This window comes from Vibrio sp. R10-SG3-ISO3 (assembly GCF_059834225.1).
The window spans coordinates 126501-151266 of sequence record NZ_JCBDHE010000048.1; the positions used below are offsets into that span (position 1 = coordinate 126501).

At 48.0% G+C, this 24766-nt stretch carries 16 protein-coding genes; 6 read left to right on the plus strand and 10 right to left on the minus strand.

What is annotated here, in order from left to right; all coding sequences use genetic code 11:
- Window positions 1–50 precede the first annotated feature (50 nt).
- From AC6R1A_RS15435 to AC6R1A_RS15465, 7 genes are all read right to left on the minus strand, one after another.
- Complete coding sequence (locus AC6R1A_RS15435) at window positions 51–4892, minus strand: NAD-glutamate dehydrogenase (protein ID WP_500646196.1); 4842 nt, start codon at window positions 4890–4892, stop codon at window positions 51–53.
- 206 nt (window positions 4893–5098) lie between these two features.
- Entirely contained in the window at window positions 5099–5317 is a 219-nt protein-coding gene (locus tag AC6R1A_RS15440) for a DUF2835 domain-containing protein (protein WP_500633287.1), read from the minus strand.
- A gap of 70 nt (window positions 5318–5387) precedes the next feature.
- Complete coding sequence (gene pepN / locus AC6R1A_RS15445) at window positions 5388–7997, minus strand: aminopeptidase N (protein WP_500633286.1); 2610 nt, start codon at window positions 7995–7997, stop codon at window positions 5388–5390.
- 180 nt (window positions 7998–8177) lie between these two features.
- The gene (locus tag AC6R1A_RS15450) at window positions 8178–8852 is read right to left on the minus strand and encodes a hypothetical protein (RefSeq protein WP_487902002.1); all 675 of its coding nucleotides are present in this window, start codon (window positions 8850–8852) and stop codon (window positions 8178–8180) included.
- A 161-nt stretch (window positions 8853–9013) separates the two neighbouring features.
- Window positions 9014–11014, minus strand: a complete 2001-nt coding sequence (gene prc / locus AC6R1A_RS15455; protein WP_500631049.1) for a carboxy terminal-processing peptidase — start codon at window positions 11012–11014, stop codon at window positions 9014–9016.
- Between the two features lie 17 nt (window positions 11015–11031).
- The gene (proQ, locus tag AC6R1A_RS15460; RefSeq protein ID WP_334555385.1) at window positions 11032–11661 is read right to left on the minus strand and encodes an RNA chaperone ProQ; all 630 of its coding nucleotides are present in this window, start codon (window positions 11659–11661) and stop codon (window positions 11032–11034) included.
- A 98-nt stretch (window positions 11662–11759) separates the two neighbouring features.
- Window positions 11760–12233: a free L-methionine (R)-S-oxide reductase MsrC gene (locus AC6R1A_RS15465; RefSeq protein ID WP_334555386.1), complete on the minus strand. Its 474-nt coding sequence runs from the start codon at window positions 12231–12233 to the stop codon at window positions 11760–11762.
- Between the two features lie 88 nt (window positions 12234–12321).
- Here AC6R1A_RS15465 and AC6R1A_RS15470 point away from each other — a divergent pair, with 88 nt between their 5' ends.
- The 4 genes from AC6R1A_RS15470 to rsmF all read left to right on the plus strand — a co-directional run bounded on the left by AC6R1A_RS15470 (window position 12322) and on the right by rsmF (window position 19571).
- On the plus strand, window positions 12322–14118 hold the full coding sequence (locus tag AC6R1A_RS15470; RefSeq protein ID WP_500633285.1) for an ABC transporter ATP-binding protein: 1797 nt from the start codon (window positions 12322–12324) through the stop codon (window positions 14116–14118).
- A gap of 42 nt (window positions 14119–14160) precedes the next feature.
- Window positions 14161–15420, plus strand: a complete 1260-nt coding sequence (locus AC6R1A_RS15475) for a PqiA/YebS family transporter subunit (RefSeq protein WP_500631047.1) — start codon at window positions 14161–14163, stop codon at window positions 15418–15420.
- Window positions 15413–18061 (plus strand): MlaD family protein, encoded by a 2649-nt coding sequence (locus AC6R1A_RS15480; RefSeq protein ID WP_500633284.1) that lies wholly within the window; start codon window positions 15413–15415, stop codon window positions 18059–18061. The genes AC6R1A_RS15475 and AC6R1A_RS15480 overlap by 8 nt, the downstream gene beginning before the upstream one ends.
- A gap of 91 nt (window positions 18062–18152) precedes the next feature.
- Window positions 18153–19571 (plus strand): 16S rRNA (cytosine(1407)-C(5))-methyltransferase RsmF, encoded by a 1419-nt coding sequence (rsmF, locus tag AC6R1A_RS15485; protein WP_500633283.1) that lies wholly within the window; start codon window positions 18153–18155, stop codon window positions 19569–19571.
- Between the two features lie 170 nt (window positions 19572–19741).
- Here rsmF and AC6R1A_RS15490 read toward each other — a convergent pair whose 3' ends face one another.
- Entirely contained in the window at window positions 19742–20578 is an 837-nt protein-coding gene (locus tag AC6R1A_RS15490) for a CvfB family protein (protein ID WP_334555391.1), read from the minus strand.
- Window positions 20579–20665: 87 nt separating this feature from the next.
- On the opposite strand from AC6R1A_RS15490, the gene AC6R1A_RS15495 reads away from it, so the two are divergent.
- Window positions 20666–22051, plus strand: a complete 1386-nt coding sequence (locus tag AC6R1A_RS15495; protein WP_500633282.1) for a hypothetical protein — start codon at window positions 20666–20668, stop codon at window positions 22049–22051.
- On the opposite strand, the gene AC6R1A_RS15500 is transcribed toward AC6R1A_RS15495, so the two are convergent.
- Complete coding sequence (locus tag AC6R1A_RS15500) at window positions 22020–22499, minus strand: PaaI family thioesterase (protein ID WP_487902009.1); 480 nt, start codon at window positions 22497–22499, stop codon at window positions 22020–22022. The genes AC6R1A_RS15495 and AC6R1A_RS15500 overlap by 32 nt on opposite strands.
- Before the next feature lie 113 nt (window positions 22500–22612).
- A complete protein-coding gene (locus tag AC6R1A_RS15505; protein WP_500633281.1) occupies window positions 22613–23500 on the minus strand; it encodes a putative PEP-binding protein in 888 nt (295 codons plus the stop codon).
- Between the two features lie 211 nt (window positions 23501–23711).
- Here AC6R1A_RS15505 and AC6R1A_RS15510 point away from each other — a divergent pair, with 211 nt between their 5' ends.
- Window positions 23712–24764, plus strand: coding sequence for a 3-deoxy-7-phosphoheptulonate synthase (locus tag AC6R1A_RS15510; protein ID WP_500633280.1), 1053 nt, complete (start codon window positions 23712–23714; stop codon window positions 24762–24764).
- Window positions 24765–24766: the final 2 nt, after the last annotated feature.

A 24766-nucleotide genomic window follows, 5' to 3' on the forward strand; every position in this document is an offset into this window, starting at 1 on the left:
GCAGTATTATTCAACGTTTTACCGAATAATTCAACGATTAACGCAAACGGTTACTCATTGGCAGAGCAGTTTAGGTTGAGGAGCATCAATTCACGCAATGCGACTGAGAACTTGGCGAATTCATGGACTGCCCCCACTTTAAACTCGTTGAGAATATTTTCCCATCGATGCAGCGACACTTCGTTTTTCTCAATCCAGTCTTCGAGTGCTTTCATTACATCAAGATCTTTCGGATCGCAGTTGCAACTCAACACTTGCCCAGTTAACTGACGTTGTTGCCAATCAAGATCCTCTCTAAATGCTGCGCGAGCCAAGGCTTGCCAATGGTTGTCCACGGCTTGAGTATTGATTTGTTTCAAGAACCAGTGGAGAGACAAACGATCGCCCAAGTTGTAGTAGAGTTTTGCACTTTGCTCAACCGATTTGCCTTTTTCACGAGCCACTGTAGATATATCCAGTACTGAGTATAGACTCGACAAACGCGCAACATAACTCGCCAACGCTTCGGATACGCCCTGCTCAATCCAACGGTTTGCCATCTGGTTGTGCTCTTCCACTTCCGCCGGAACCAACATGGTATCAAGTTGCTGTTTGATGGTTTCTACGTCTGCTTTATAGAGATCAATCATGGCTTTGACACATTGGCGACCAGTACGATTACGGATCAACCAACGTGACAGACGACGCAGCGTACGTCTGACATAAAACATCATGTCATACTGAGCGTCGGTCGAGGCATGGTTATCAAGAGCACGAAGTTGCGTGAACACCTCACCCAAACCGAAGATCTCACGTGCGGCGACATACGCATTGGTAATATCGACGACATGTGCTCCCGTCTCCTCACGGAGTCGAGTCACAAAGTTGCACCCCATCTCATTCACCATTTGATTGGCGAGCATGGTGGCAATGATTTCGGCTTTCAGTGGATGGTTGTCCATCTGCTGATCATAGTTACGGCGTAACTCTGTTGGGAAGTATTGGATCAGTTGCTGCGCATGCACCTGATCATTGGCAATGTCGTCATGCACCAATTCTTCTTTCAGAACCATCTTGCCATACGCCACCAGCACAGAGAGCTCAGGGCGAGTCAGTGCTTTACCCTGCTTTTCTCGCTCTAATAAGGTTTCATCGTCAGGAATGTACTCTAACGCTCGATCCAGTTGACCCGCTTTTTCTAACGTATGGATGAAGCGAATTTGTTCCTTAACCAGTGATGTGCCTTGGTGTTCGGTGACAGAGATCGATTCAGATTGGCAATACGCATCTTCAAGGACAATCTCACCGACCTCATCTTCCATCAACTCTAGGATTTGATTGCGCTGTTTAACCGTTAAGTCACCATTCGCCACCAATCCGTTGAGGAAGATCTTAATGTTGACCTCATTGTCCGAGCAATCAACACCGCCGACGTTATCAACAAAGTCAGTATTGACGCGGCCACCTTTCAACGCGTACTCCACTCGACCGAGTTGAGTCATGCCCAAGTTGCCACCTTCACCGACCACTTTAGCGCGCAGATCGCGTCCATCAATACGCAATACATCGTTCGCACGGTCACCAACATCCGAATGCGTCTCCTTAGACGATTTCACGTAAGTACCGATACCGCCGTTCCACAACAAATCGACTTTCATTTGCAGGATCAGTTTGATCAGTTCATTCGGTGCTGCCGACGCTTTCTTCACCCCTAGCATTTTTTGGATCTCAGGGGAAAGAGGAATAGACTTCGACTTGCGTGAGAACACACCGCCGCCTTTGGAGATAAGTTCCGGATTGTAATCTTCCCAACTTGAACGCGGTAGATTAAACAAACGTTGGCGCTCTTCCCAACTGCTCGCAGAATCAGGATCAGGGTCAATGAAAATATGCAAATGGTTAAAGGCAGCCTGCAAGCGGATATGCTTCGATAGCAGCATGCCGTTACCAAAGACATCCCCCGCCATATCACCCACACCAATCGCGGTGAAATCCGTCGTTTGACAGTTGATGCCCATTTCACGGAAATGTCGTTTGACCGATTCCCAACCACCCTTGGCCGTGATGCCCATTGCTTTGTGGTCGTAACCGTTCGACCCCCCTGAAGCAAACGCATCCCCTAGCCAGAAGTTATATTCTGCGGAGACTGAGTTCGCCAAATCCGAGAACGTCGCGGTGCCTTTATCCGCTGCAACAACAAGATACGGGTCATCCTCATCATGACGCACGACATGACTTGGCGCGATGACTTCCCCTTCAATGATGTTGTCAGACACATCAAGTAGTGCACGAATAAAGCGTTTGTAACAGCGCTGACCTTCAGCAAAGATTTCGTCACGACCGCTCAGTGTGTGTTGACGTTTACAGACGAAGCCCCCTTTCGCGCCCACCGGCACAATCACGGTGTTTTTCACTTGCTGCGCTTTCACCAAACCTAAAATCTCGGTACGGAAATCTTCTTGACGATCCGACCAACGTAAGCCGCCACGCGCGACTTTTCCGCCACGCAAGTGAACACCTTCAATGTCCGGCGCATAAACGAAAATTTCAAAGGCCGGAACCGGCTGAGGAATATCTGGGATGTTACGCGGCTGAAGTTTTAACGAGAGCCAAGGTTTAGGCTGGTTTTGGTCATCCACTTGATAATAGTTGGTCCGAACCGTCGCGGTGATCATTTCCATGTAACGACGGATGATGCGGTCATCGTCCAAGCTTTCAACGTGATCAAGCTGCTCAGTCATTTTCTCGACTAAGTCCGCTTGTCCTTTTTTGCTACCTTTGAATTTAGGATCAAAGCGCTTAGCAAACAGCATGACTAGGCCTTTGGCAAGATCAGGGTAATGACTCAGTGTTTCTTCAATGTACTGTTGGCTAAATGGGAAGCCGACTTGACGCATGTATCGAGCATAAGCGCGTAGAATCGAGACTTCACGACCAGTTAGCGAAGCTCCAAGAACCAATCGGTTAAAGCCATCGCTCTCTAGGTCTCCCGCCCAGATTGACGCAAAGGCTTGTTGAAAACGATCGCGTGCGACGCGAAGATCAACGGTTTTCTCGCTCTTATGCAGCATCGAGAAATCCAGGATCCAATAAACTTGTCCATTAGCTTTGTGCACTTCGTACGGAGATTCACCGATGACGCGCAGCCCCAAGTTTTCCAACATCGGCATGACATCCGAAAGATGAATCGGCTCATCACGGTGGTAAAGTTTGAGTCTCACCGATTTCGAATCTTTGGCCAGTTCTTGCGGGCGATAGAACAACATGCCCAGTTTGTTGTCGTCACTGAGCGCTTCGAGGCGTTCAATGTCGGCGACGGCCGAGCCTGGCATCACATCTTCTTTGTAGGATCTTGGGAAAGCGCGGTTGTACTCTTTCGACAACGGCAACCCTTTACTCTCACCAAAGTTCGCAACGATCGCATCAGAGAGACGATCATCCCAAGTCGACGATGCTTCCATTAAATTTTGCTCTATTGTTTTCACATCAATGTCCATGTTGTTATTGTCAACACGAACGATGTAGTGGGTTCTTGCCAGTGGGCTTTCAGAGAAGTAAGTGGTGAACTCCACTTCTTGCTCACAACCAAAATACTGTTTCAAGATGCGTTGAGTTTGTCGGCGCAGCTCGGTGTTGTAACGATCTTTTGTCACGTAAACCATGCAGCTAAAGAAACGACCGAACGGGTCTTTGCGCACAAACAGACGCAGCAAGTCACGGTCTTGCATCTGCACCACGCCCATACCGACTTCTAGCAACTCTTCTTCTTTGGCTTGGAGCAGTTCATCACGCGGATAGTTTTCTAGGATATTGTGTAGCGCTTTGTATGAGTAGGAACCTTCGCGATACCCGCTGGCTTTGAGGATTCGCTCGACCTTTTCACGAATCAGTGGAATGCTCGCCACACTTTGGTTGTACACCGCAGAAGTGTAAAGCCCAGTGAAACGATGCTCACCAACCACTTTGCCATTCTCATCAAATTTTTTGATCCCGATGTAATCGGTATACGCAGGACGATGAATACGAGAAGCGACGTTTCCTTTGGTCACAATCAATAAAAAGGGTTTCTTCGCTTCGAGGCGCGCAGAATCAGGGAAGTCAGACAGTTTCACGCTGCGCACACGATCCGGATTGGCAAACAAGCCCAGACCTTGTTCTTTGGTTGGGCGCAGTTCTGTATCGCCGTCTGTAGAGACGAGGTCATACTCTTTGTAACCCATGAACGTGAAGTTGTGATCGCCAAGCCAACGCAAAAAGTTCAGTGTATCTTCATAGCGATCCCCTTCGACGGGAATATGATCTTTTTGTGCTTCCAGTTGGTTGGTCACTAATTCGAGTTTCTCAACCATTTGACGCCAATCTTTGACCACCATACCGGTATCGGTGAGAATTTTGATCAGCTCATCTTTGAGTGACGTCATCGCCGCTTTATCACTGAGTCTATCCACTTCGATATGAAACAGCGATTGCAACGCGCCCTCACCCTCATTAATCGATTTAATCACCCCTTTGGCACCGCGTTCGATTTGCGTTGGACCATGTAACATCAGATGTGACGCCATGTCTAAACGACTCAACGCCATTTTGATTGAGTCGACAAGAAATGGACTGTCGGGGACGACAATTTCAACGATTGTGTGCGTCGATTGCCAACCTTGACGGCTTACCGTCGGGTTAAAGACGCGAACCGATATCTCATCGGGTTTCTTTTCATTGATGTGATGCCACAAACTGACGACCGCACCATAGAGATCCGATTCATTTCGTTCAATCAGGTCGTCTTGAGCAATATTACTGAACAGGTGTTGAGCAAGTTGAGTGACTAAAGGTTGATGAGCAAGCTCGAGTTTGTCTTGAATCAGCTTGTAGACTTTTTCAAGCAGAACCGGCATTAGGGTTTCACGCGCGGTCATATTCACACTCCACTATTAGAATTTTTTTAAGTAGGGGGATGTCGTAAGCATCGTTCTTTAGTTGTAAGAATAGTGCTTTACACGGGTAATGCCGCTTTATTGTAAAAGCTTTATTGATAAATGGTTAATTCTTTTAGGAGTGGTAGGAGGTGAAATGTTTGAGAATGTGATTAAGGTTCTATTTAAACTTCTATGAAATCAATCTCTCACAGAACTTCTAACTTAATAAACTTGTTATTTTGGTCAGTTGTTAATCTGAATCGTCCTTTCAAGCCGATTTGACTGACAAACGGTCGAAAACGCATCGCTGGCAGTTGCAAACGAAGTCCATTGTCCGTCCTCACCAATATCTGGCTCGCCGCACCATTGTAGTGGTTGAGAAACGATTGATAAGAAATATTAAGCGAGAAATAGTAGTGGTTCATGAGTTTTCAACGCATAACTGTATAAATAAACAGTAGCACAATTACGTGCTACTGTTGGGTAGTGGATGACTTAGGCTTCTAGCGCCTTGCTGACTTTTTCGAACAAGTCTTTGGCAAGGTTATCCATCGATTTCAGCGCTTCTAACTCTTTGCGAATCAGCGCTTGTCTCTGCTCATCGTATTTACCCAGCTTAAGCAGAGGATCAATCAAACGCGACGCCACCTGAGGGTTCGAGCTGTTGAGTTCTCTTAAGATTTCGCCCGCAAACTCATAACCTTTACCAGATTTGTCATGGAAAGCGACAGGGTTCATGTTCAAGAAAGAACCAATCAAACTGCGCGTACGGTTAGGGTTTTTCAAGCTAAACGCACTGTGATTCATAGTCGACCTGATCACATCAAGTGCGTTGCCCGCTGGGTTGGTCCCTTGCAATATGAACCACTTGTCCATCACCAATCCATCATGTTGCCATTGCTCGCTGTAGTCACTCATTAAACGCTCGCGACACGGTAACTGCGCGCTATTTGCTGCGGTCATAGCCGCCATGGTGTCCGTCATGTTGTTGGCCTGATCATATTGCGCTTCAACGAGACGATTCCCCTGCTCTGTATACGCTAAATACGCTAGCGCCGTGTTTCTAAGTGCACGTTGGCCAATCGCTTGATGGTCAACTCGATAGTCACTTTGCACTAGAGCATGGTACAGCGCACTGAACTCATCCTCTAACTGCTGTGCAAGTTGAACTTTAATGCCTTTAAGTACCGCAGCAATGGCATCCACATCGACCTGCTTGTACCAACCTGACACTTCATTGTGACTTGGCAGCGCTAACATCTCTGCAATAAACGCAGGTTCAAGAACATCAGACAAGAGTACGCCGCGGAACGCATCAATCAGCGCATCCGGTAGCGCGACATCGACATTACCTTGCTGAATACGTTCAACATTACTGCGAATGTATTTTGCTAATAACATTTGGCCTGCATCCCAACGCGCAAAGTCATTGCGAGCATGAACCATAAGGAAGGTTAATTCATCGTCACTGTAATCGTACTCCAACTTCACTGGAGCGGAGAACTCTCTCAATAACGATGGGATCGGACGCTCAGCGACATCTTCGAATACAAAACTCTGCTCACTTTGAGTGACATCGAGAACATGATGAATCGGCTTTCCGTTACAGCGTAACTCAACAACTTCTCCCGTTGGGGCGTATAACTCGACATCAAAAGGAATGTGCAACGCTTGTTTGTCTTGCTGATCCTGCGTCGGCTCAGTCGATTGCTTGACATGCAAGGTAAACGTCTTGGCATCACTGTCGTAATCACTGGTCACACTGACCGTCGGCGTTCCTGACTGGCTGTACCAGAGACGGAATTGCTTGAGATCGACACCCGATGCATCTTCCATGGCGGAAACAAAATCTTCGCAAGTCGCCGCAGTGCCGTCGTGGCGTTCAAAGTAAAGCTTCATCCCTTTTTGGAAGCCCTCTTCACCCAATAACGTGTGCATCATTCGAATAACTTCGCTGCCTTTTTCGTACACGGTTAAGGTGTAGAAGTTATTCATCTCGATCACTTTGTCAGGACGAATTGGGTGAGACATCGGGCTGGCATCTTCGGCAAACTGCGGTCCACGAATAATGCGTACGTTGTTGATACGATTGACAGCGCGCGAACCAAGATCAGAAGAAAACTCTTGATCACGGAACACGGTCAACCCTTCTTTGAGACTGAGTTGGAACCAGTCACGACAGGTCACGCGGTTACCCGTCCAATTGTGGAAGTACTCATGGCCAATGACCGCTTCAATACCAAGATAATCGCTATCGGTCGCGGTGTTCTCATTGGCCAACACATACTTGGAATTAAAGATGTTGAGTCCTTTGTTCTCCATCGCGCCCATATTGAAAAAGTCGACAGCGACAATCATGTAAATATCAAGGTCATACTCAAGACCGAAACGCTCTTCGTCCCACTTCATTGAGTTGATTAGGGAGGTCATCGCGTGAGGCGCTCTGTCCAAGTTGCCTTTGTCGACAAAAATCTCTAAATCGACAGGGCGGCCAGAGCGAGTCACGAAGGTGTCGCGCAGAACATCAAAATCCCCAGCGACCAAAGCAAACAGATACGCCGGCTTAGGGTGTGGGTCTTGCCACTGAACCCAATGACGGCCATGATCTAAATCGCCAGCGGCCACTCGGTTCCCGTTACTCAATAAATAGGGGTATTGCGCCTTGTCTGCAATCACTTTAGTGGTGTACTTGGCCAACACATCAGGTCTGTCCAAGTAATAGGTGATTCGACGAAAACCTTCCGCTTCACATTGGGTGCAAAACGCACCGCCCGATTTATACAAGCCTTCAAGCGCGGTATTGGCTTCAGGATCAATGTGCGTCACTATGGTCAGTGTAAACTCGCGCGGCAACTGGTTGATGGTCAGCGTGCTCTCCGTCTGCTGATAATCGCTCCAAACCTCACCATTCACTTGCAGCGAAACCAAAGTTAAGTTCTCACCATCGAGCTGTAAGGTACTGCTCTCTTTGCATTGCTGAACTTTAGAGATAGCCGTAACCACCGTTTGGTTATCATGCAAATCAAAGGTGAGGTCTATAGTAGAAATCGTATGAGAAGGCGATTGATAATCTTTGCGATATTTGGCTTGTGGAGTCTGAGCCATGTCTGAATCCTTTTGACTGAATATGAGATGAGCCAACACGGGCATCAAGCACTCGTGGGCAAACGTAATTAGCTTACCTCTAGCCAATCAAAAAAACGAGGTATTGACGACAATAACCTCGCTTTTTATTCATGTAGAACACATTTTGTCTATATATCACCCATCGATTCGCCGATATCACTAGCGAACGCGATCGAGCACCGCATAAAGCGCCCCTTCTTCCATTTCAAGTGTCAAGGTATCACTGTCGAGTACGTAACGTGTTTCGTGCTCGCCATTTTCGTAGAGAAGTACAAGGTGTTCACCTTCTGTGTAATAGACGCCGCGATGCACCGCTTCATCTCCTTCATCGTTGCTGACACGGAACATAAACACAAAGTCGGGTTGCAGCACTAAATCCATCTTATCAACATCACTGGCTGAGACATCGTGCCCGCCTAAACTCTGACTCGACCAAATGCCAGCCAGTGAATTGGAGAGCGCCTTAGTAAATGTCACACCGTTGAGATTAAGCAAATGGTGATTACCCGAATAGCGGTACGCTTGTGGCTCAGAAGAGTTGAGTCCGAGTATTAGGGTATCATCGTTGGCTGTGTAGAGACCTTGCCAATGATCCACCGAGTAGTCTCGCTTCTGAATGTCGATTTGAAACTGATAGTTGGAGCTTAACGAAAGCTTGATGGCGAGAAAGTTTTCTGCTGATTCATCAGGACTCGGATTGACGAGATACCAGTCCCCCAACAAGAAAGGGTGATCAAATTGAGTAAGATCACTATTGTCGTGTACTTCGGGCGAGAGCCTTTCTGCACTGACCCACGCGCTACCCATTAAAAGAATTAGTCCGATCCATTTCATCACGCATCCCTCACTCTTTTCTTAAAGCTTAGGTAGGGTTTTACGAATACGCGAAAAATTAGATCCAAATCACATTAATTGTCTGCACAAAAAAAGCGAGCACATAGGCTCGCTTGGTGTTATTTGCGGATTACAAGACAGGTAACAGGAAAGATGCCGACTTACTGCAACTTCAACATGTCCACCATGATCGCCACCGACTCATCCAAATAAGCGTCAGGCGCTTCGTAGTCTTTGGGTAAGTCGTCAAGATCGGTGTACGGCTCCTCACCCAATGCTTTTTGACGTAAATTGATGCGAGCCAGGCGTTCTTTATCTGCCTGTTCACTCTCCGCTTTACGCACTTTTTCATTGAGAGACAAAGCGTTGTCATCTTTTTCAGCACGATACTTTTCAATATCTTGCGCGATAAAACCGAACTCTAAATCGTTGGCAATACGCGCTTTGTGCTTGTCGTCTAATGCAGAAATCAAGGCATCGTTACGTGCTAACACGGTGTAATTGGCGCGATCAATACTATCCCAAGGTAGAGCGTTATCTTCGACACTCTCCCCGGTTTCATCCGCGTCTACAGCGGTTGGGAAAGGAATGTCAGGTGCTACACCTTTGTTTTGCGTACTGCCACCATCGATTCGATAGAATTTTTGAATCGTGTACTGCACGTAGCCCAACTCTTTATCAAACAAATCGTAGATATGGTTGAGAGAGCGGTGCTGCTGCACAGTGCCTTTACCAAATGAGTTCTCACCGAGAATGATCGCTCGACCGTAATCTTGCATCGCAGCGGCAAAAATTTCTGACGCGGACGCACTATAACGGTTAATCAATACCGTCATCGGTCCGTCGTAGCTGATTTTGTCGTCTGTGTCTGCATTCACGTTCACACGGCCATAACTGTCGCGAACTTGCACCACCGGACCGCTAGTAATAAAGAGACCAGATAGCGCAGTGGCTTCGGTTAACGCACCGCCGCCGTTGTTGCGGAGATCGACAATGATGCCATCGACACCTTTCGCTTTCAGTTGGGAGATTTGCTCGTCGGTATCTTTAGATAGGCCGACATAAAAACTCGGCACTTCGAGCACACCAATCTTCTTACCATCACGCTCAATCACTTCTGATTTGACCGCACGATCTTCTAAACGAATTTTGTCGCGCACGATAGTAATGACTTGCGATTTCGCCTCTTTACCCTCAGGCAAGATTTGCAAATTCACCTTAGTGCCTTTCGGCCCTTTGATCAATTGAACCACATCATCAAGGCGCCAACCGATAACATCAACGATCGCTTCACCATCTTGGCCGACACCAATAATACGATCCCCTTCGGACAACTGCTTGCTGTTCGATGCCGGTCCACCAGCCACTAATGAACGAATGACAGTATAGTCATCAGTCATCTGCAACACTGCACCAATTCCTTCGAGCGATAAATTCATCTCAGTTTGAAATTGATCAGCACTGCGCGGAGAGAGGTAACTGGTGTGCGGGTCAACTTCACGCGCAAAGGCATTCATGTACAACTGGAAGGCATCTTCATTGTGCGTTTGGCTGAGACGCTTAAGCGCATTGTTGTAACGTTTCTCAAGCACCTCTTTGATCTCTTTCCACTCTTTACCTGTGAGTTTGAGATTCAATGCATCATACTTAACACGTTTACGCCACAACTCATCCAACTCAGCTTTATCTTTTGGCCAAGCGGCTTTGCTGCGGTCAAGCTCAATGCTTTCATCGACATCAAACGTCATTTCGTCATCAAGCAGCGCCAGAGCAGTTTGAAAACGTTCATAACGACGCTTCATCGACAAGTTATAGACATCAAACGCAATTTGGTTGTTGCCGGATTTGAGCTGATCGTCAATCCCTACCGCCCACTCTTTGAACGAGTCAATATCCGCTTGAGTAAAGATATTTTTGTTGTAGTCGAGCATTTCGATGTAGCGATCGAAAATGGCTTGAGAGAAGGTATCGTCGAGAGTGAAATGTTTGTAGTGAGAGCGTGTGAATCGAGAAGTCACGCGCTTACTGGCAGTTTCGTGTTGAGTCTCGGGAGCGAGTACGGGTAAGTCTTTTAGACTCAGTTTAGCTTCAAGAGCATGGGCTGAAGACGCTGCCAGCCAGAGGCCAGCAGCAATCAGCGAGAGTTTTGAACGGCATTTCATGCGTAGGAGATTCTCCTTTATGCGCGCAAGTGCTCCGCTTTCACAACCATTTGTAGGCCGTTAGACAGTTGGACGCGCACATCTTCCTTATTGATTTCAACGATAGTCGCAGCCATATTTCCTTTGCCCATGTTCACGTTCACTTGGTTGCCGACGGTCATTTCGTCTGCATTCAATGCGCGCGTTTCTACAGGCTGTTTGGCTTTCTGTTCTTTACTTTGTTGTGGGCGGCGGCTCTGCGGCTTTTTCGCTGCCGGTTTCGCTTTAGCCTTCCCTTCTTCGCGCGCTTTTTGAGCTTGTTCTTTACGACGAGCCTGAACTTTTGCTTTGCTCTCTGCTAGTGCAGTTTTCGCATGTTCAACGTGCTCTTCTTCCAGTTCACCCGCTGGGTTACCGTCTAAATCTACACGTACTGCACCTGGCTTAACACCATGTAGGTAACGCCATGATGAAGTGTACTGTCTTAACGCTGCACGAAGCTGGGTCTTACTCACTTTTGGGTCGTCATTGAGACGGTCCGCAAGATCTTGAAAAATACCGATTTTAAGCGGCTTTGCTTCACCTTCTAAAGTAAAGCACTTAGGGAAACATTCAGCAATATATGCAATCACTTCTTTGCTGTTTTTTAACTTTTCAGTGTTTTCCATGAGGATTCCTGGTTATTGCGGCTTGTCCGCGAGCATTAAGAGTTTTAATTGAGGTATTATAGTGACCTGCAAATGAAAAACCACAGCCAATAGGCAAATTATGCCGCGATAGCGTGCGAATTAAGCAGCTTTTCCACTTCAGTCATCAAAAATGTTAGCCCCTGCTCGTCAATTTCGCTGAAACGCCCTACACTCGGGCTATCAATATCAAGCACGCCTTGGATTTCACCATTGATTGAAAAAGGAATCACGATCTCTGAATTACTCTCGGCGTCACACGCAATGTGGCCCTCGAATTCGTGTACGTCATGGATACGTTGAACGCTGTTAGTGGCGACCGCGGTACCACACACTCCTTTACCAACGGGAATACGTACACACGCAGGCTTGCCTTGGAATGGACCCAATACCAACTCACCGTCTTTCATCAGATAAAAGCCCACCCAGTTAAGGTTCTCCAGCTCCATATTCAATAGCGCACTGACATTGGAGAGATTGGCAATAAGGTCTGTTTCTGATTCGATAAGTGCAACCGCTTGCTTGGTTAAACGTTGGTATTGTTCTATGTTCATTGTATATACATCCGATTGAAAACTAGAGACTTCCACACGGTTTGTGCGTACAATTTGCACAAACCAAATAGTAAGCATTCTCATTATAATGATTGATAATCCCAACACTATTAGCCGTTCTTGGTTGATAACTCAAGTAAAACTTCATAAGACCAAGTTAATCGCTGCGAATTTGGTGGCGATTGCTGCGACTTTAATCAGTGTCCCTATCCCACTCTTGATGCCATTGATGGTCGATGAAGTGCTATTAGACCAACCCGGAGCCGGGCTGCGTGCCATGCAATGGCTCTTGCCGAGTAACTTTCATACCCCTACCGGCTATATAGTGTTGACCTTACTACTGGTCATTGTGATGCGCACGGCAAGCCAGGCGCTGAACATAGTTCAGAGCCGTCAGTTCACTCTGGTCTCCAAAACCATTACTTTTGAAATGCGACGTAAGATGATCGACAAATTGGGTCGCATCAGCATGAAGGAGTACGAGACAAGAGGCAGTGGCGGCATCAATGCCCACTTGATTACCGATGTTGAAACCATTGACCAGTTTATTGGCTCTACGTTAAGCAAGTTCCTGATAAGCCTACTGACCGTACTCGGCACCGCTGTTGTTTTGCTCTGGTTAGATTGGCGCTTGGGCCTGTTCATCTTACTGGTTAATCCGGTGGTCATTTACTTCTCCCGCTTGCTGGGCGGCAAAGTGAAACATCTTAAAAAGCGCGAAAACCAATCGTTCGAGCGCTTTCAAAATCGGTTGATAGAGACACTCGATGGCATCTATCAATTGCGTGCCGCAAATAAAGAAAAAGCGTATCTCAAACAGTTAACCGAACACGCCGATCAAATCCGATCCGATGCTGACAAGTACGCCTGGCAATCGGAAGCGGCAGGGCGTGTCTCCTTCTTACTGTTCCTACTTGGCTTTGAGCTGTTTCGCGCTGTCGCTATGCTTATGGTGCTGTTTAGCGACCTGACGATTGGTCAAATCTTCGCAGTGTTTGGCTATCTGTGGTTTATGCTCAGCCCTGTGCAAGAGTTGTTGGGCATTCAGTTTTCGTGGTACAGCGCAAAAGCAGCACTGACTCGCATCAATACCCTATTGAGTGTTGGCGAAGAACAGCGCCCTGTGTCAACCGTCAACCCATTCACGCCAGACCGAGAAGTGGACGTCTCGATAGAAAAGGTCAACTTTGCTTATAACGAGGAAAACAAGGTGTTACGCGATTTATCGCTCACCATTCCGGCAGGCAATAAAGTCGCACTGGTTGGAGCAAGTGGCGGGGGGAAATCTACCTTAATTCAATTGTTAATCGGTGTTTATCAACCGGACTCTGGCATCATTCGTTTCAATGGTGAGCCATGCCAGGATATCAGTTTCGATATCATTAGAGATCAAATTGCTGTTGTATTACAACAACCTATACTATTTAACGATAGCCTGAGGCATAATCTGACCCTTGGCTCAGACTACCCGGATGAGCAGCTGTGGCAAGCCCTTGAGATTGCTCAAATGCACGATGTCATTCGTCAACTCAGTGAGGGTCTCGAGACGCAAGTGGGCCGCAACGGGATTCGTTTGTCCGGTGGACAGCGCCAACGGTTGGCCATTGCGCGCATGGTGCTGAGCAATCCAAAATTTGTTATTTTGGACGAAGCAACGTCCGCGTTGGATACCGCAACGGAAGCCGCCCTCCACCGTGCTTTGACGGAATTTTTGAAGGGACGCACAACTCTGATCGTTGCTCATCGCTTATCTGCCGTAAAACAGGCGGATCTGATTTACGTTTTAGAAGATGGACAAGTCACTCAGGCAGGGACACATGGCGAACTGGTCGAACAGCAAGGTTTATATCAAACGCTTTACGGCGCTGTACAAACTCACGCCTAAACCGCGCCTTTACAGTGACAACGTCACACAAAGAGGCGCTCAATGAAACGCGCCTCGCCGCTCCACTCTCACACTAGCGAGATTCGCCAAGTTCGTCTTTGTCATGGCTGCGAGCTCGCAGTGGACACCTGTGAGGTAGAACAAGGAAAGAGCGCATTTTGTCCGCGTTGTGGAACGCAACTCTATCGGGGTGGCACCCCTTCTCTCTCTGGCAACTTAGCCATCGCCATCACCTGTTTGATGCTGTTTATTCCCTCGCACTTTTTTGACTTCATCAGTATCCGGTTGTTTGGTGTCATGATCCCAGCGACACTCCCGGCCGGTATTATCGCGCTCATTGATGAAGGCTTTACATGGTTAGCACTGCTGGTGTTTTTTTGCAGTTCGATTGCGCCGTTTTTGGTGTGCTCGAGCGTTCTGCTTGCCCACATTGCCCTCGCCAAGCGCCACTTCTCTTTACTTAAGTGGTCATTGCAAACCATCGCGGCACTCAAGCATTGGGTGATGATTGATGTCTTTCTGGTTAGCGTTGCGATCTCTTGCTTCAAGTTGCAAGACTATTCAGACATCTTCGTCGGTGTCGGGCTTTATGGCCTAGTGCTATTGCAGTTAGCGACCGTGCTACTCTTAACTCGGATTAGTATCCGACGTTATTGGGAAGCCTACCTGCCTGAAGAGACATTAACTCTGGGCGAAAAATCGCTCCACTGCCACCATTGCCACTTGTCACAGCCAGAAGGTACGCACTGTCGCCGCTGCGAAAAACCTATCCATCATCGTAAACCGCGCTCAGTCCAAACAACCTGGGCTTACTTGGTGGCGGCAACGATAGCGATTTTTCCCGCCAACCTGATCCCGATCTCGATATTAATCACCAACGGACAACGTTTAGAAGACACCATCTTCTCGGGCGTTGCTTCATTGGTGAACAATGATATGGCGGGCATTGCGGCCATCATTTTCATCGCAAGTATTGTCGTTCCGGTCGCAAAGATTCTCGGCTTAGCGTACATCTTGCTCGCCATCCATTTTCAACGTTCGATCAATCATATTTATCGAATGAAAATCTACTTTATCGTCAAGTGGATTGGCCGCTGGTCAATGATGGATCTGTTTGTTATCTCCATCATGATGACCTTGGTTGACCGTGGCCAAATTTTGAATTTTACCCCAGGGTACGGCGCCGTCTTTTTTGGTATCGTGGTCATCTTAACCATGCTGGCCGCAGACAGTATCGACCCAAGACTCATTTGGGATAACCACCCTAAAACCTCCTACAAGGACACCCCTTCACATGAGTAATGCTTCGCCCAATCAGAATGCTTACACGCCAGATATTAAGCGCAATAAAGGCTTATCGCCGCTATGGATATTGCCAATTTTGACCATGGCACTGGCAGGTTGGCTGGTGTTTAAAGCCATACAGGATGCAGGCCAGCGCGTGCAGATCTATTTTTCTGATGCACAAGGTTTGGTCGCCGGGCGCACCACCATTCGCTACCAAGGGCTCGAAGTGGGCATGGTGCGCGACATCAACCTGTCGAGCAATCTGGACAACATTTACGTGGATGTCGACATCTATCCCGAAGCGATTCAGTTACTTGGTCAAGATACGCGTTTTTGGATGGTCAAACCGACCGCCAGCCTTTCCGGCATTTCCGGTTTGGATGCTCTGGTCTCAGGGAACTACATTGCGATTCAACCCGGTGATGAAGCGTCTGAACCTAAGAGTGTTTATACCGCGCTGGATCGCGCCCCGTCCGATCTTCTCGCACGTCAAGGGTTAAACATCACCTTGAAATCGCGCGATCTGGGTGGAATCTCTATCGGATCACAGATCGTCTATCGAAAAATCCCAATTGGCGAAGTCTACAGCTACAAATTGGATGACGACGCGAAGAACGTTCTCATCAAAGCGTCAATCCGCGAGCAATATCGCCACATCATTACCAATCAGAGCCGCTTTTGGAACGTCAGTGGCATTGGCGCCAATATTGGCTTTGAAGGGGTTGATGTGCGCCTGGAAAGCTTGAGCGCCCTGCTCAGCGGTTCTATTGCAGTTGACTCCCCCGATGGCGGAGAGCCCGTCGAAGACAACGAAGAGTTTCGTTTGTACCGTGACCTAAAGACCGCTGGACGCGGTATTGCCATCCAAATTGCGCTACCTGACGACAACCATATCAAGGCCTCAGGGGCGCCCATTATGTACCGTGGTATTGAGGTCGGGCAGATTACCGGATTGCAGCTCAGTGAAGGACGCGAAAAAATCATCGCTTCCGCCGCGATTCAACCAGCATTCAGCGATATGCTCACCACCGGCAGTCGTTTTGTTCTCGAAGAGGCGAAAGTCTCGCTATCGGGTGTGGAAAACTTGGCTAACTTAGTCCAAGGTAATTACCTCACCTTGATCCCCGGAGATGGTCAGCGCGCAAGGCAGTTTAACGCCGTGCGTCAATTTGAATTTAACAAGCAGCAAGCACGTTCAATTGCGCTGCAACTGACGTCCAACAACTCGTTTGGATTAGATGCCGGGGCGAACATCCTCTATAAAGGCATCACGGTTGGCTCCATCACGCAGGTATCACTCATTAATGATCAAGTCATTTTCGACCTGCTGATTGACGCGGAATATTCCGAATTAATCCGTTCTCAAAACCGATTTTTTGTCACCGGCAGTGCTAGCGCTGAGCTCACCGAATCTGGACTCAACATCTCTGTTCCGCCGGCTAAACAGCTGTTGACAGGCTCGGTGAGTTTTGTCAGTGAAGGCAGTGGTGAAGCCAAAGAGCGCTATCCGCTGTATGCGAGTCAGTCTTTGGCTGAGCTTGCCAAATACAATGTCTCTGGCTGGCAAACCCTTACACTGTTTGCCCCCGAATTGCCCTCAATAAGCAAAGGTAGCCCACTGCTTTATCGCAACTTGCAAGTCGGCAGCGTCTCGGATTTTCGCTTGGTTGACGGTGGTGTGATCATCGATGCGAATATCGAAAATCAATACAAACACCTGTTGAGTGAGCAAACCGTGTTCTGGAATCGCTCTGGCGTCGAGGTGGATGCCTCTTTAACGGGAGTCAACATTACCGCTGCGCCACTGAAAACCATCATCCAAGGTGGGATTGCTTTTGATTCCTTGCCGGGGGTCGACAACCGCCAAAAAGACAAGTGGTTGCTGTACAAAGATTTCAAAACCGCACGTAAATACGGCCAACGTGTCACCTTGCACTTTGACGGCAGCACAACGATCACAGCAGGCACACCTATCCACTACAACGGTGTCCAAGTCGGCGAAGTCACGCTTGTCACCCCCATATTTTCCAACGGAGAGTTCTCAAAGGGCGGCGTTGAAATTCAAGCTCGCATCTTGCCGGAATACGCCCAAACCATTGCGGTTTCAGGGTCGCACTTTTGGCAATCACAGGCAGAGATTGGCCTCTCGGGAGTAAAAAACATCCACAATCTGATCACGCCAAGTATCAATGTTGAGCCTGGCAATGGCCAGCCCCAACATCAGTTCGCGCTTAACACTGCGCCTCAAATTCATAAGGGTGTGCAATTTAGATTGCAAACCGAAAGCCGAGGCTCAGTCACCAGTGGCACCCCGATTTTGTATCGTGAGATCGAGGTGGGCCAAGTGCGAGCAGTATCGTTAGGTGAATTTGCCGATCGCGTCGATATCGACATTGATATTCTGCCGGAATACGCCTACCTAGTGCGCCGTAATAGCGTATTTTGGAACACCTCTGGTGTGGATGTCTCGATTGGACTAACCGGTGCCAATATCAAAGCAGGTACGGTTGAAAGCATAGTGCGAGGCGGGATCACCTTTGCTACACCACAACAAGCACAGCTCGAGCCGATAGCTCAAGATGGCCACACCTTCTACCTACACCCGAAAGCAGAGGAGAGCTGGCGCAGCTGGCGAACGGTGATACCAAAACCTTAGCCAAGACCTATCACCTATCATCAGTAAAAGCGCAGCCAAGTGGCTGCGTTTTTGCTACACTCTCGGCAAATTTTCTACTTAGAGATGCAGAGTGCACCAAAACGTTTATCTCCCTGACGACTTTCTCGCTGAAATGCAAACCATCCTTCCGTCTCATTTGACGATGGATGACTTCATCGCCGCTTGCCAACGACCACTTAGAAAAAGTGTCCGCGTCAACACTCTCAAGACCACAGTGGACGATTTTAAAGCGCTGGCTGAGCAGCAAGGATGGGTATTGACCCCAGTGCCTTGGTGTGAAGAAGGATTTTGGATTGATGCTGATGAAACCCGCGTGCCACTGGGGAATCGTGCTCAACACATGTCGGGGCTGTTTTACATCCAAGAAGCCAGTTCCATGATGCCTGTCTCTGCGCTCTTTTCTGGTGATGACACCTTTCAGGCGGTGCTCGATATGGCGGCGGCACCGGGGTCAAAAACGACACAAATCGCTGCGCTGATGGACAATGAAGGTGTATTGGTGGCGAACGAGTTTTCCGCTAGCCGCGTGAAAGTACTCCATGCGAATATTGAGCGCTGCGGTATTCGTAACGCCGCATTGACCAACTTCGATGGCCGCGTGTTTGGTGGTTGGCTGCCAGAGCAGTTCGATGCCGTTCTCATCGACGCACCCTGCTCTGGCGAAGGTACGGTTCGCAAAGATGCCGAAGCGATGAAAAACTGGAGTAAAGCGTCAGTGCTATCCATCGCCGAGACGCAAAAAGATCTGATCGAAAGTGCTTTTCACGCCCTAAAACCGGGCGGTGTCATGGTCTACTCGACCTGTACGCTCAGCGTGGAAGAGAACCAGCAAGTCTGCCAGCACTTAAAGTTAACCTTTGGCGAGTTGGTGGAATTTGAAAGCCTTGAATCCTTATTCCCGGGTGCTGACGAAGCGCTAACCGCCGAAGGCTTTTTGCACATATTCCCTCAAGTCTATGACTGTGAAGGATTCTTTGTGGCAAAAATACGTAAAACTGGCACTGCGACACCACCTGATGTAAAAAAACGCCTCGGTAAATTTCCGTTTCAGAAAGCATCGGCAAAAGAGCAGCAAGCGATCGCTAGCGCACTGCAAGACGCGCTGTCTGTTTCGCTGCCTCAACACACCACGATTTGGCTGCGTGACAACGATGTTTGGTTGTTCCCCGATGCGCTCGAGCCAATGCTCGGCGAACTGCGCTTTTCACGTATGGGAATAAAAATCGCCGAAGCGCATAAGAAAGGCTATCGCTGGCAACACCAAGTCGCCACCGCACTGGCAAAGGGGAATGAAGCGAACAGTGTCGAACTTTCTATTGATGACGCCAGAGAGTGGTACATGGGAAGAGATGTGAGACCGGGGCAAACAGGCAAAGGTGAAGTGCTGGTCAAATACGGTAACGATGTGATTGGACTCGGGAAATGGGTCGGAAATCGAATCAAAAATGGCCTACCTAGAGAGCTGGTAAGAGACAAAAATCTGTTTTAATCCCTAAACCAAGGTATGAAATTTCGTCATTGCCTGGCGCTATACTTATCTTGAACTACAATTGAAGTATTGATTGGTGATGAATATCAGACAGTTAGCGCAGGCTCTGTAGGAGCCCTTCCCCTAGGCCCAAAGCATGATCCGCTTCGGGCCTTTTTTTCTCAAGTCGATTAATCAGCGAGATAAATCCCATCTTGCTCGATACGAATACGACCTTGCTTGTAAAGACCGCCAATGGTTTTCTTGTACGTCCCTTTACTGGTTCGAAACGTTGAGAAAATGGCTTCTGGCGATGACTTATCATTAAGAGGGAGAAAGCCGCCCTTTTTCTCCAATAACTCAAGCACTTTCTCACTCAAGTCATCCATTTTGCCTACACCGACTTTTTGCAGCGAGAGATCGATTTTGCCATCTTCACGGATCGCTTTGATGTAGCCTTTAAGACGCTTACCAATAAAGAGTTTTCCAAACACGTCAGACTTAAAGATCATGCCCCAGTGTTGGCCTTCAACGATCGCTTTAAAGCCTAAGTCGCTGCGCTCTGCAATCAACAGCTCGACTTGCTGGTTTTTGCTATAAGGCGCAGGCGTTTTATCCAGCAGTTTGTTGAATTTGGTGGTTCCGACGATGCGCCCAGATGCTTTGTCAGTGTAGACGTACACCAACACAGTTTGACCTTCTTTAAAGCGGGCACGCTGCTCACTGAACGGGATCAACAGATCCTTTCCTTTAATTCCCCAATTGGCGAAAGCACCGGTGCTGTTGACCCCTTGGATTTCCATCAGCCCCCACTGGCCCACTTCGGCAATCGGAGTTTCAGTCGTCGCCACCAACTGGTTGTCGGAATCAAAGTAGAGAAACGCATCAATAAATTGGCCCACTTCCGCGTCTTTTGGCGCAAAGCGATTTGGCAGCAAAGAGGTGCCGTATTCTCCAGCATCCAAAAATAGTCCAAAGTCGGCTTTTTTTACAATTTCTAAGTGGTTTACCTTACCAACGTTAATCATTTCAACGGTCTCTTGCTAAATTTGCGGCGATTATACCCAATCTCTGATATGCTTTCGCCAGCTAATTTGAACTTTATGGAGATTTTCTTGGTCACGGTAGACAAACAAGATGGCATCACTCTCAAAATTTCTCACGCAATGGCTTCGACCAAGAAGTCGGATCTCGACCTCTACTTTTTCATTCCCGGTGAGCTTGGCTTAAACGCTGACATCGTCAAAGAGAGTGAATTCTATTACGAGTCTCTGGCGCAAAAACGCGCTTATTTCAGTGATAAAACTCTGCTTCCGCTCGTGCACAGTCGACTTGCCAAACGAGGACGACTCTCTTCAACTCAGTACCGCGTCAGTTTAAGTTTGTTCGCTTACCAATATGTGATTGCGTTAGATAAAGCGGTCAGCGAATTGAACAAACACAACTCCGAATCCGTCACCACCGATGAAGTAGACGAAGTCATCGAACTCTCTCTCGATATTTTGAAAAAGCTGCGTCGGAGTATTCCGTATGAAGAGGGGCTGAAACGCTACTACGCCAACATCGATAACTACCTCTCTTGGTACACCGGGCAAAGGCTGATGTCATTGGTTGCCCACATGCCACGTGACAGTGAATACAAGACGCTCAAAGAGCGCTTGCTCACTATCGTTGAGAAAGAAGCTGCGCACCGAAAACTCAACAACTACAACTCAGAAAGCGTTAGAGGCGATGTGACCCGCTTGAGTAACAAAATGCGCTTATTAAGACGTTTGATAGAACATCCCATCGTCCTGCAAGAAAAAACGCAATCATTGGGCAACAATCTAAAGCGAATTGTGAAAGGCAGTGCAACGGGGTTTGTGATGGTGTTTGTCACCATTACCGCGATTCTGGCTCGTGATTATTGGGGTGAGATCACCGCATCGTTCATCATTTTGATGTCATTTGTCTACGCGCTACGCGAGATATTTAAAGACGATCTTCGAGACGTCATGTGGCGCTGGATTCGACGTGGCCGACCTAAGTGGCGTAAAACCTACCTGGATCCGACAACCAAAAAGACCGTCGGGCAAAAACTCGAATGGCTTGATTATCTTGGGCTCGACAAACTTCCCGACCGCATCAAGTCGATTCGCAAAAAGCGCGTCGTCCAACGGGAAGAACAAATTTTACACTATCGTTCAGAGACGGAGATGACTACATCGAAGTTTATGAGCGGTTATGAAGAAACGCGCGAAACCTTGTTACTCAGCATGCGACCGTTTACCCGTTTGATGGATAAGGGCTCAAACAAAATTTATACTCTGAACAACAGTCAGGTGAGCCGCGAATCCGTTGAAAAGCGTCACCTGCTCAACTTGATTGTCAAAGAAGACAATCACGACGGAAACCCAAACTATTACCGTTGGAAAATCGTGCTCAACCGCAGCAAAATCGTTGCGATTGAGCAAATTGAGGTGGATGACTTCACTCACCCCTTCGCTTTAGTGACAGAGTAAGTAAGAATTCCGCCATCGGCTCATCGCCATGTAGGCTTGGGCAGAGGGCGGTAATTTTCACCGCTTGGTTGACACGCTCACCGGTCGCGAACGTCTCATCAAGCATCTTGTCAATCAGCTCCCCATCGTCACAGACAAAGTGGACATCCGCCTCAGGTCGCTTTAAGAATTGCCCTTCCACCGCTTTAAAAGCCAGAGACACCTGCTTGCCTCGCGCCTGAGCTTTACTCATCGCCATGAAACCGCCTGCGACGTCAGCACCAACCGCCAAGACACCAAAATACATACTGCCGAGATGATTTTTAGTCCGTCTTTTTAGTGGAATTTTTACCTCTACGCGCTGCTCATCCAGTTGGAGAATTTTAGGTCGACAGAGCCAAATTAGGGGGACTTTGAGAAAGCCAAAATAATTGAGGTAAAAGTTCGCTTTAGTAAGAGGGCTTAACATAGACTGGTCCGACTAGTGGATTTAGAACCAGTTGAATATGGAAGGCGTGCAATGTCAACATTTTGTTAACATTGCACTTTCAGATAGTGAGATAACTCAGATTACTTAGTCAGTTACACCGTCACAACAAGTTCGATGTGTTCACGTTCGACCAAATACTCTTGGATTTTTGCGTAGTTCAAGAGGCCACTGCTGGTTAGGATTACCGGCTTATTGACGCTCTCTGCCGCTTTGGTCGTCATGTCAATCAGTTGTAGCACCGCTTCACTTTGTGGTTCAAACAAATAGTGCAGTGTCTCGTCTAGACGATCGATACCCAGCGTATATTGGGTTAGGTTTTCCAAATTAATCATGACGCCATCAAAATAGTGCAATAGACGCTCGGCCATCAGCGCAGAAGACGGTACATCAACAGTATAAAGCACCTTGAGCCCGTCAAGGCCGCGCGGCAGTCCTTGCTCGGCAAGCAAATCGATGATCTTCGCGGCATCAGATAAAGCACGAACAAACGGCACCACAATCTCAACCTGATGACCTTGCACTCTTAATGCTTTGATCACATCGCACTCTAGGACAAAACTGGCGCTAAACTCTGGCTGGGCATAACGAGACACGCCACGCATACCGAGTGCTGGATTCACCACCTCAGGCTCCACATCACCACCCAATAGCGAACGCATTGCATGGCTGTCCGCATTACTTAGCGATACACGCACAACTTTGTGCTCAGGGGAGATGGCGTCAGAGATGATTGAGACCAAGGTAGAAACAAAGTGCGTCTTGAGATCTTGTTCACCCAACATCGCATCGATAGAGCTACGTTGTAGTGGATCGAGCGGCGATGTGGCTGACTCAAAGCTAGGATGGTAAAAAATGTGCTCTAGGATGAGCTCAGATAAGGAAACAAAGAGGTGTTGTCCACCTTGTTGACCGTCGACCTTTGGTAGGGCGTCGCCACTACTCAATGCAGAATGCAAATTGCTTGAACCGGATAAACTCATTACTGCTCCGTACTTAGATTATTATTGTGATATTTGAAACATACCGACTCGCGCCAGTGAAGACAAGGGCAAAACAGAATTTAAAACTAACATTTTTGAATAGTTTTTCAGATCTACGCTTCGCACTTGAAGAGTTTCAGGATAAGTAGTTTATTACTTGATTCGTTTCCGTTATCTTTAGCGCTTCGCAATAAAAAGAACAGGCTCTGGTATGCCATTAAAAACCGATGAATTAAGAACGCAGCCTTTAGGCCCTATGCCAACTCCGGCAGAACTTGGAAGCGCCCACCCGATTACTGATGATGTCGCCGAGCGTATTGCTGTTTCGCGCCGTCAAATTGAACAAATTCTCACTGGTGAAGACTCTCGCCTACTCGTAATTGTTGGCCCGTGCTCGGTACACGACACAGAGGCGGCGATCGACTACGCACAGCGTCTGTCTACGATTCAAGCGCAATATAAAGACGAGCTTTTTATCGTCATGCGCACTTATTTCGAGAAACCGCGCACCGTCGTAGGCTGGAAAGGCTTAATTACAGACCCTAACCTAGACGGTTCGTACGCGCTGGAAACTGGTCTTAACAAAGCACGTAAACTCCTGCTTGATATTAATAAACTTGGCTTGGCAACCGCCACTGAGTTCTTAGATATGATCACCGGCCAGTACATCGCTGACTTAATCACTTGGGGTGCGATTGGCGCGCGCACGACAGAGTCACAAATTCACCGTGAAATGGCGTCTGCCCTCTCTTGCCCTGTCGGTTTCAAAAACGGCACCAACGGCAATGTTAAAATCGCCATCGATGCGATTCGTGCCTCTATGGCCTCGCACTACTTCTACTCGCCAGACAAAAATGGACGCATGACGGTCTATCGCACGAGCGGTAACCCATACGGCCATATCATTCTTCGCGGTGGTGACACAGGGCCGAACTTTGATGCGGCATCGGTCGCGCAAGCTTGTGAGCAACTCGCTCAATTTGATTTACCGCAGCGTCTTGTGGTCGACTTCAGCCATGCCAACTGTGAAAAGCAGCATCGCAAACAGCTGGATGTGGCAAAGGACATCTGTGAGCAGATCCGTTCAGGAAAGCATCAGATTGCCGGTATTATGGCCGAAAGTTTTATTGTCGAAGGCAACCAATCCATGTGTGACCTCAACAATCTCACTTATGGTCAATCCATCACCGACCCATGTTTAGGCTGGGATGACACTGTGCAGATGCTAGACATGCTCGCCGACGCTGTGAAAGCGCGACCTTAATC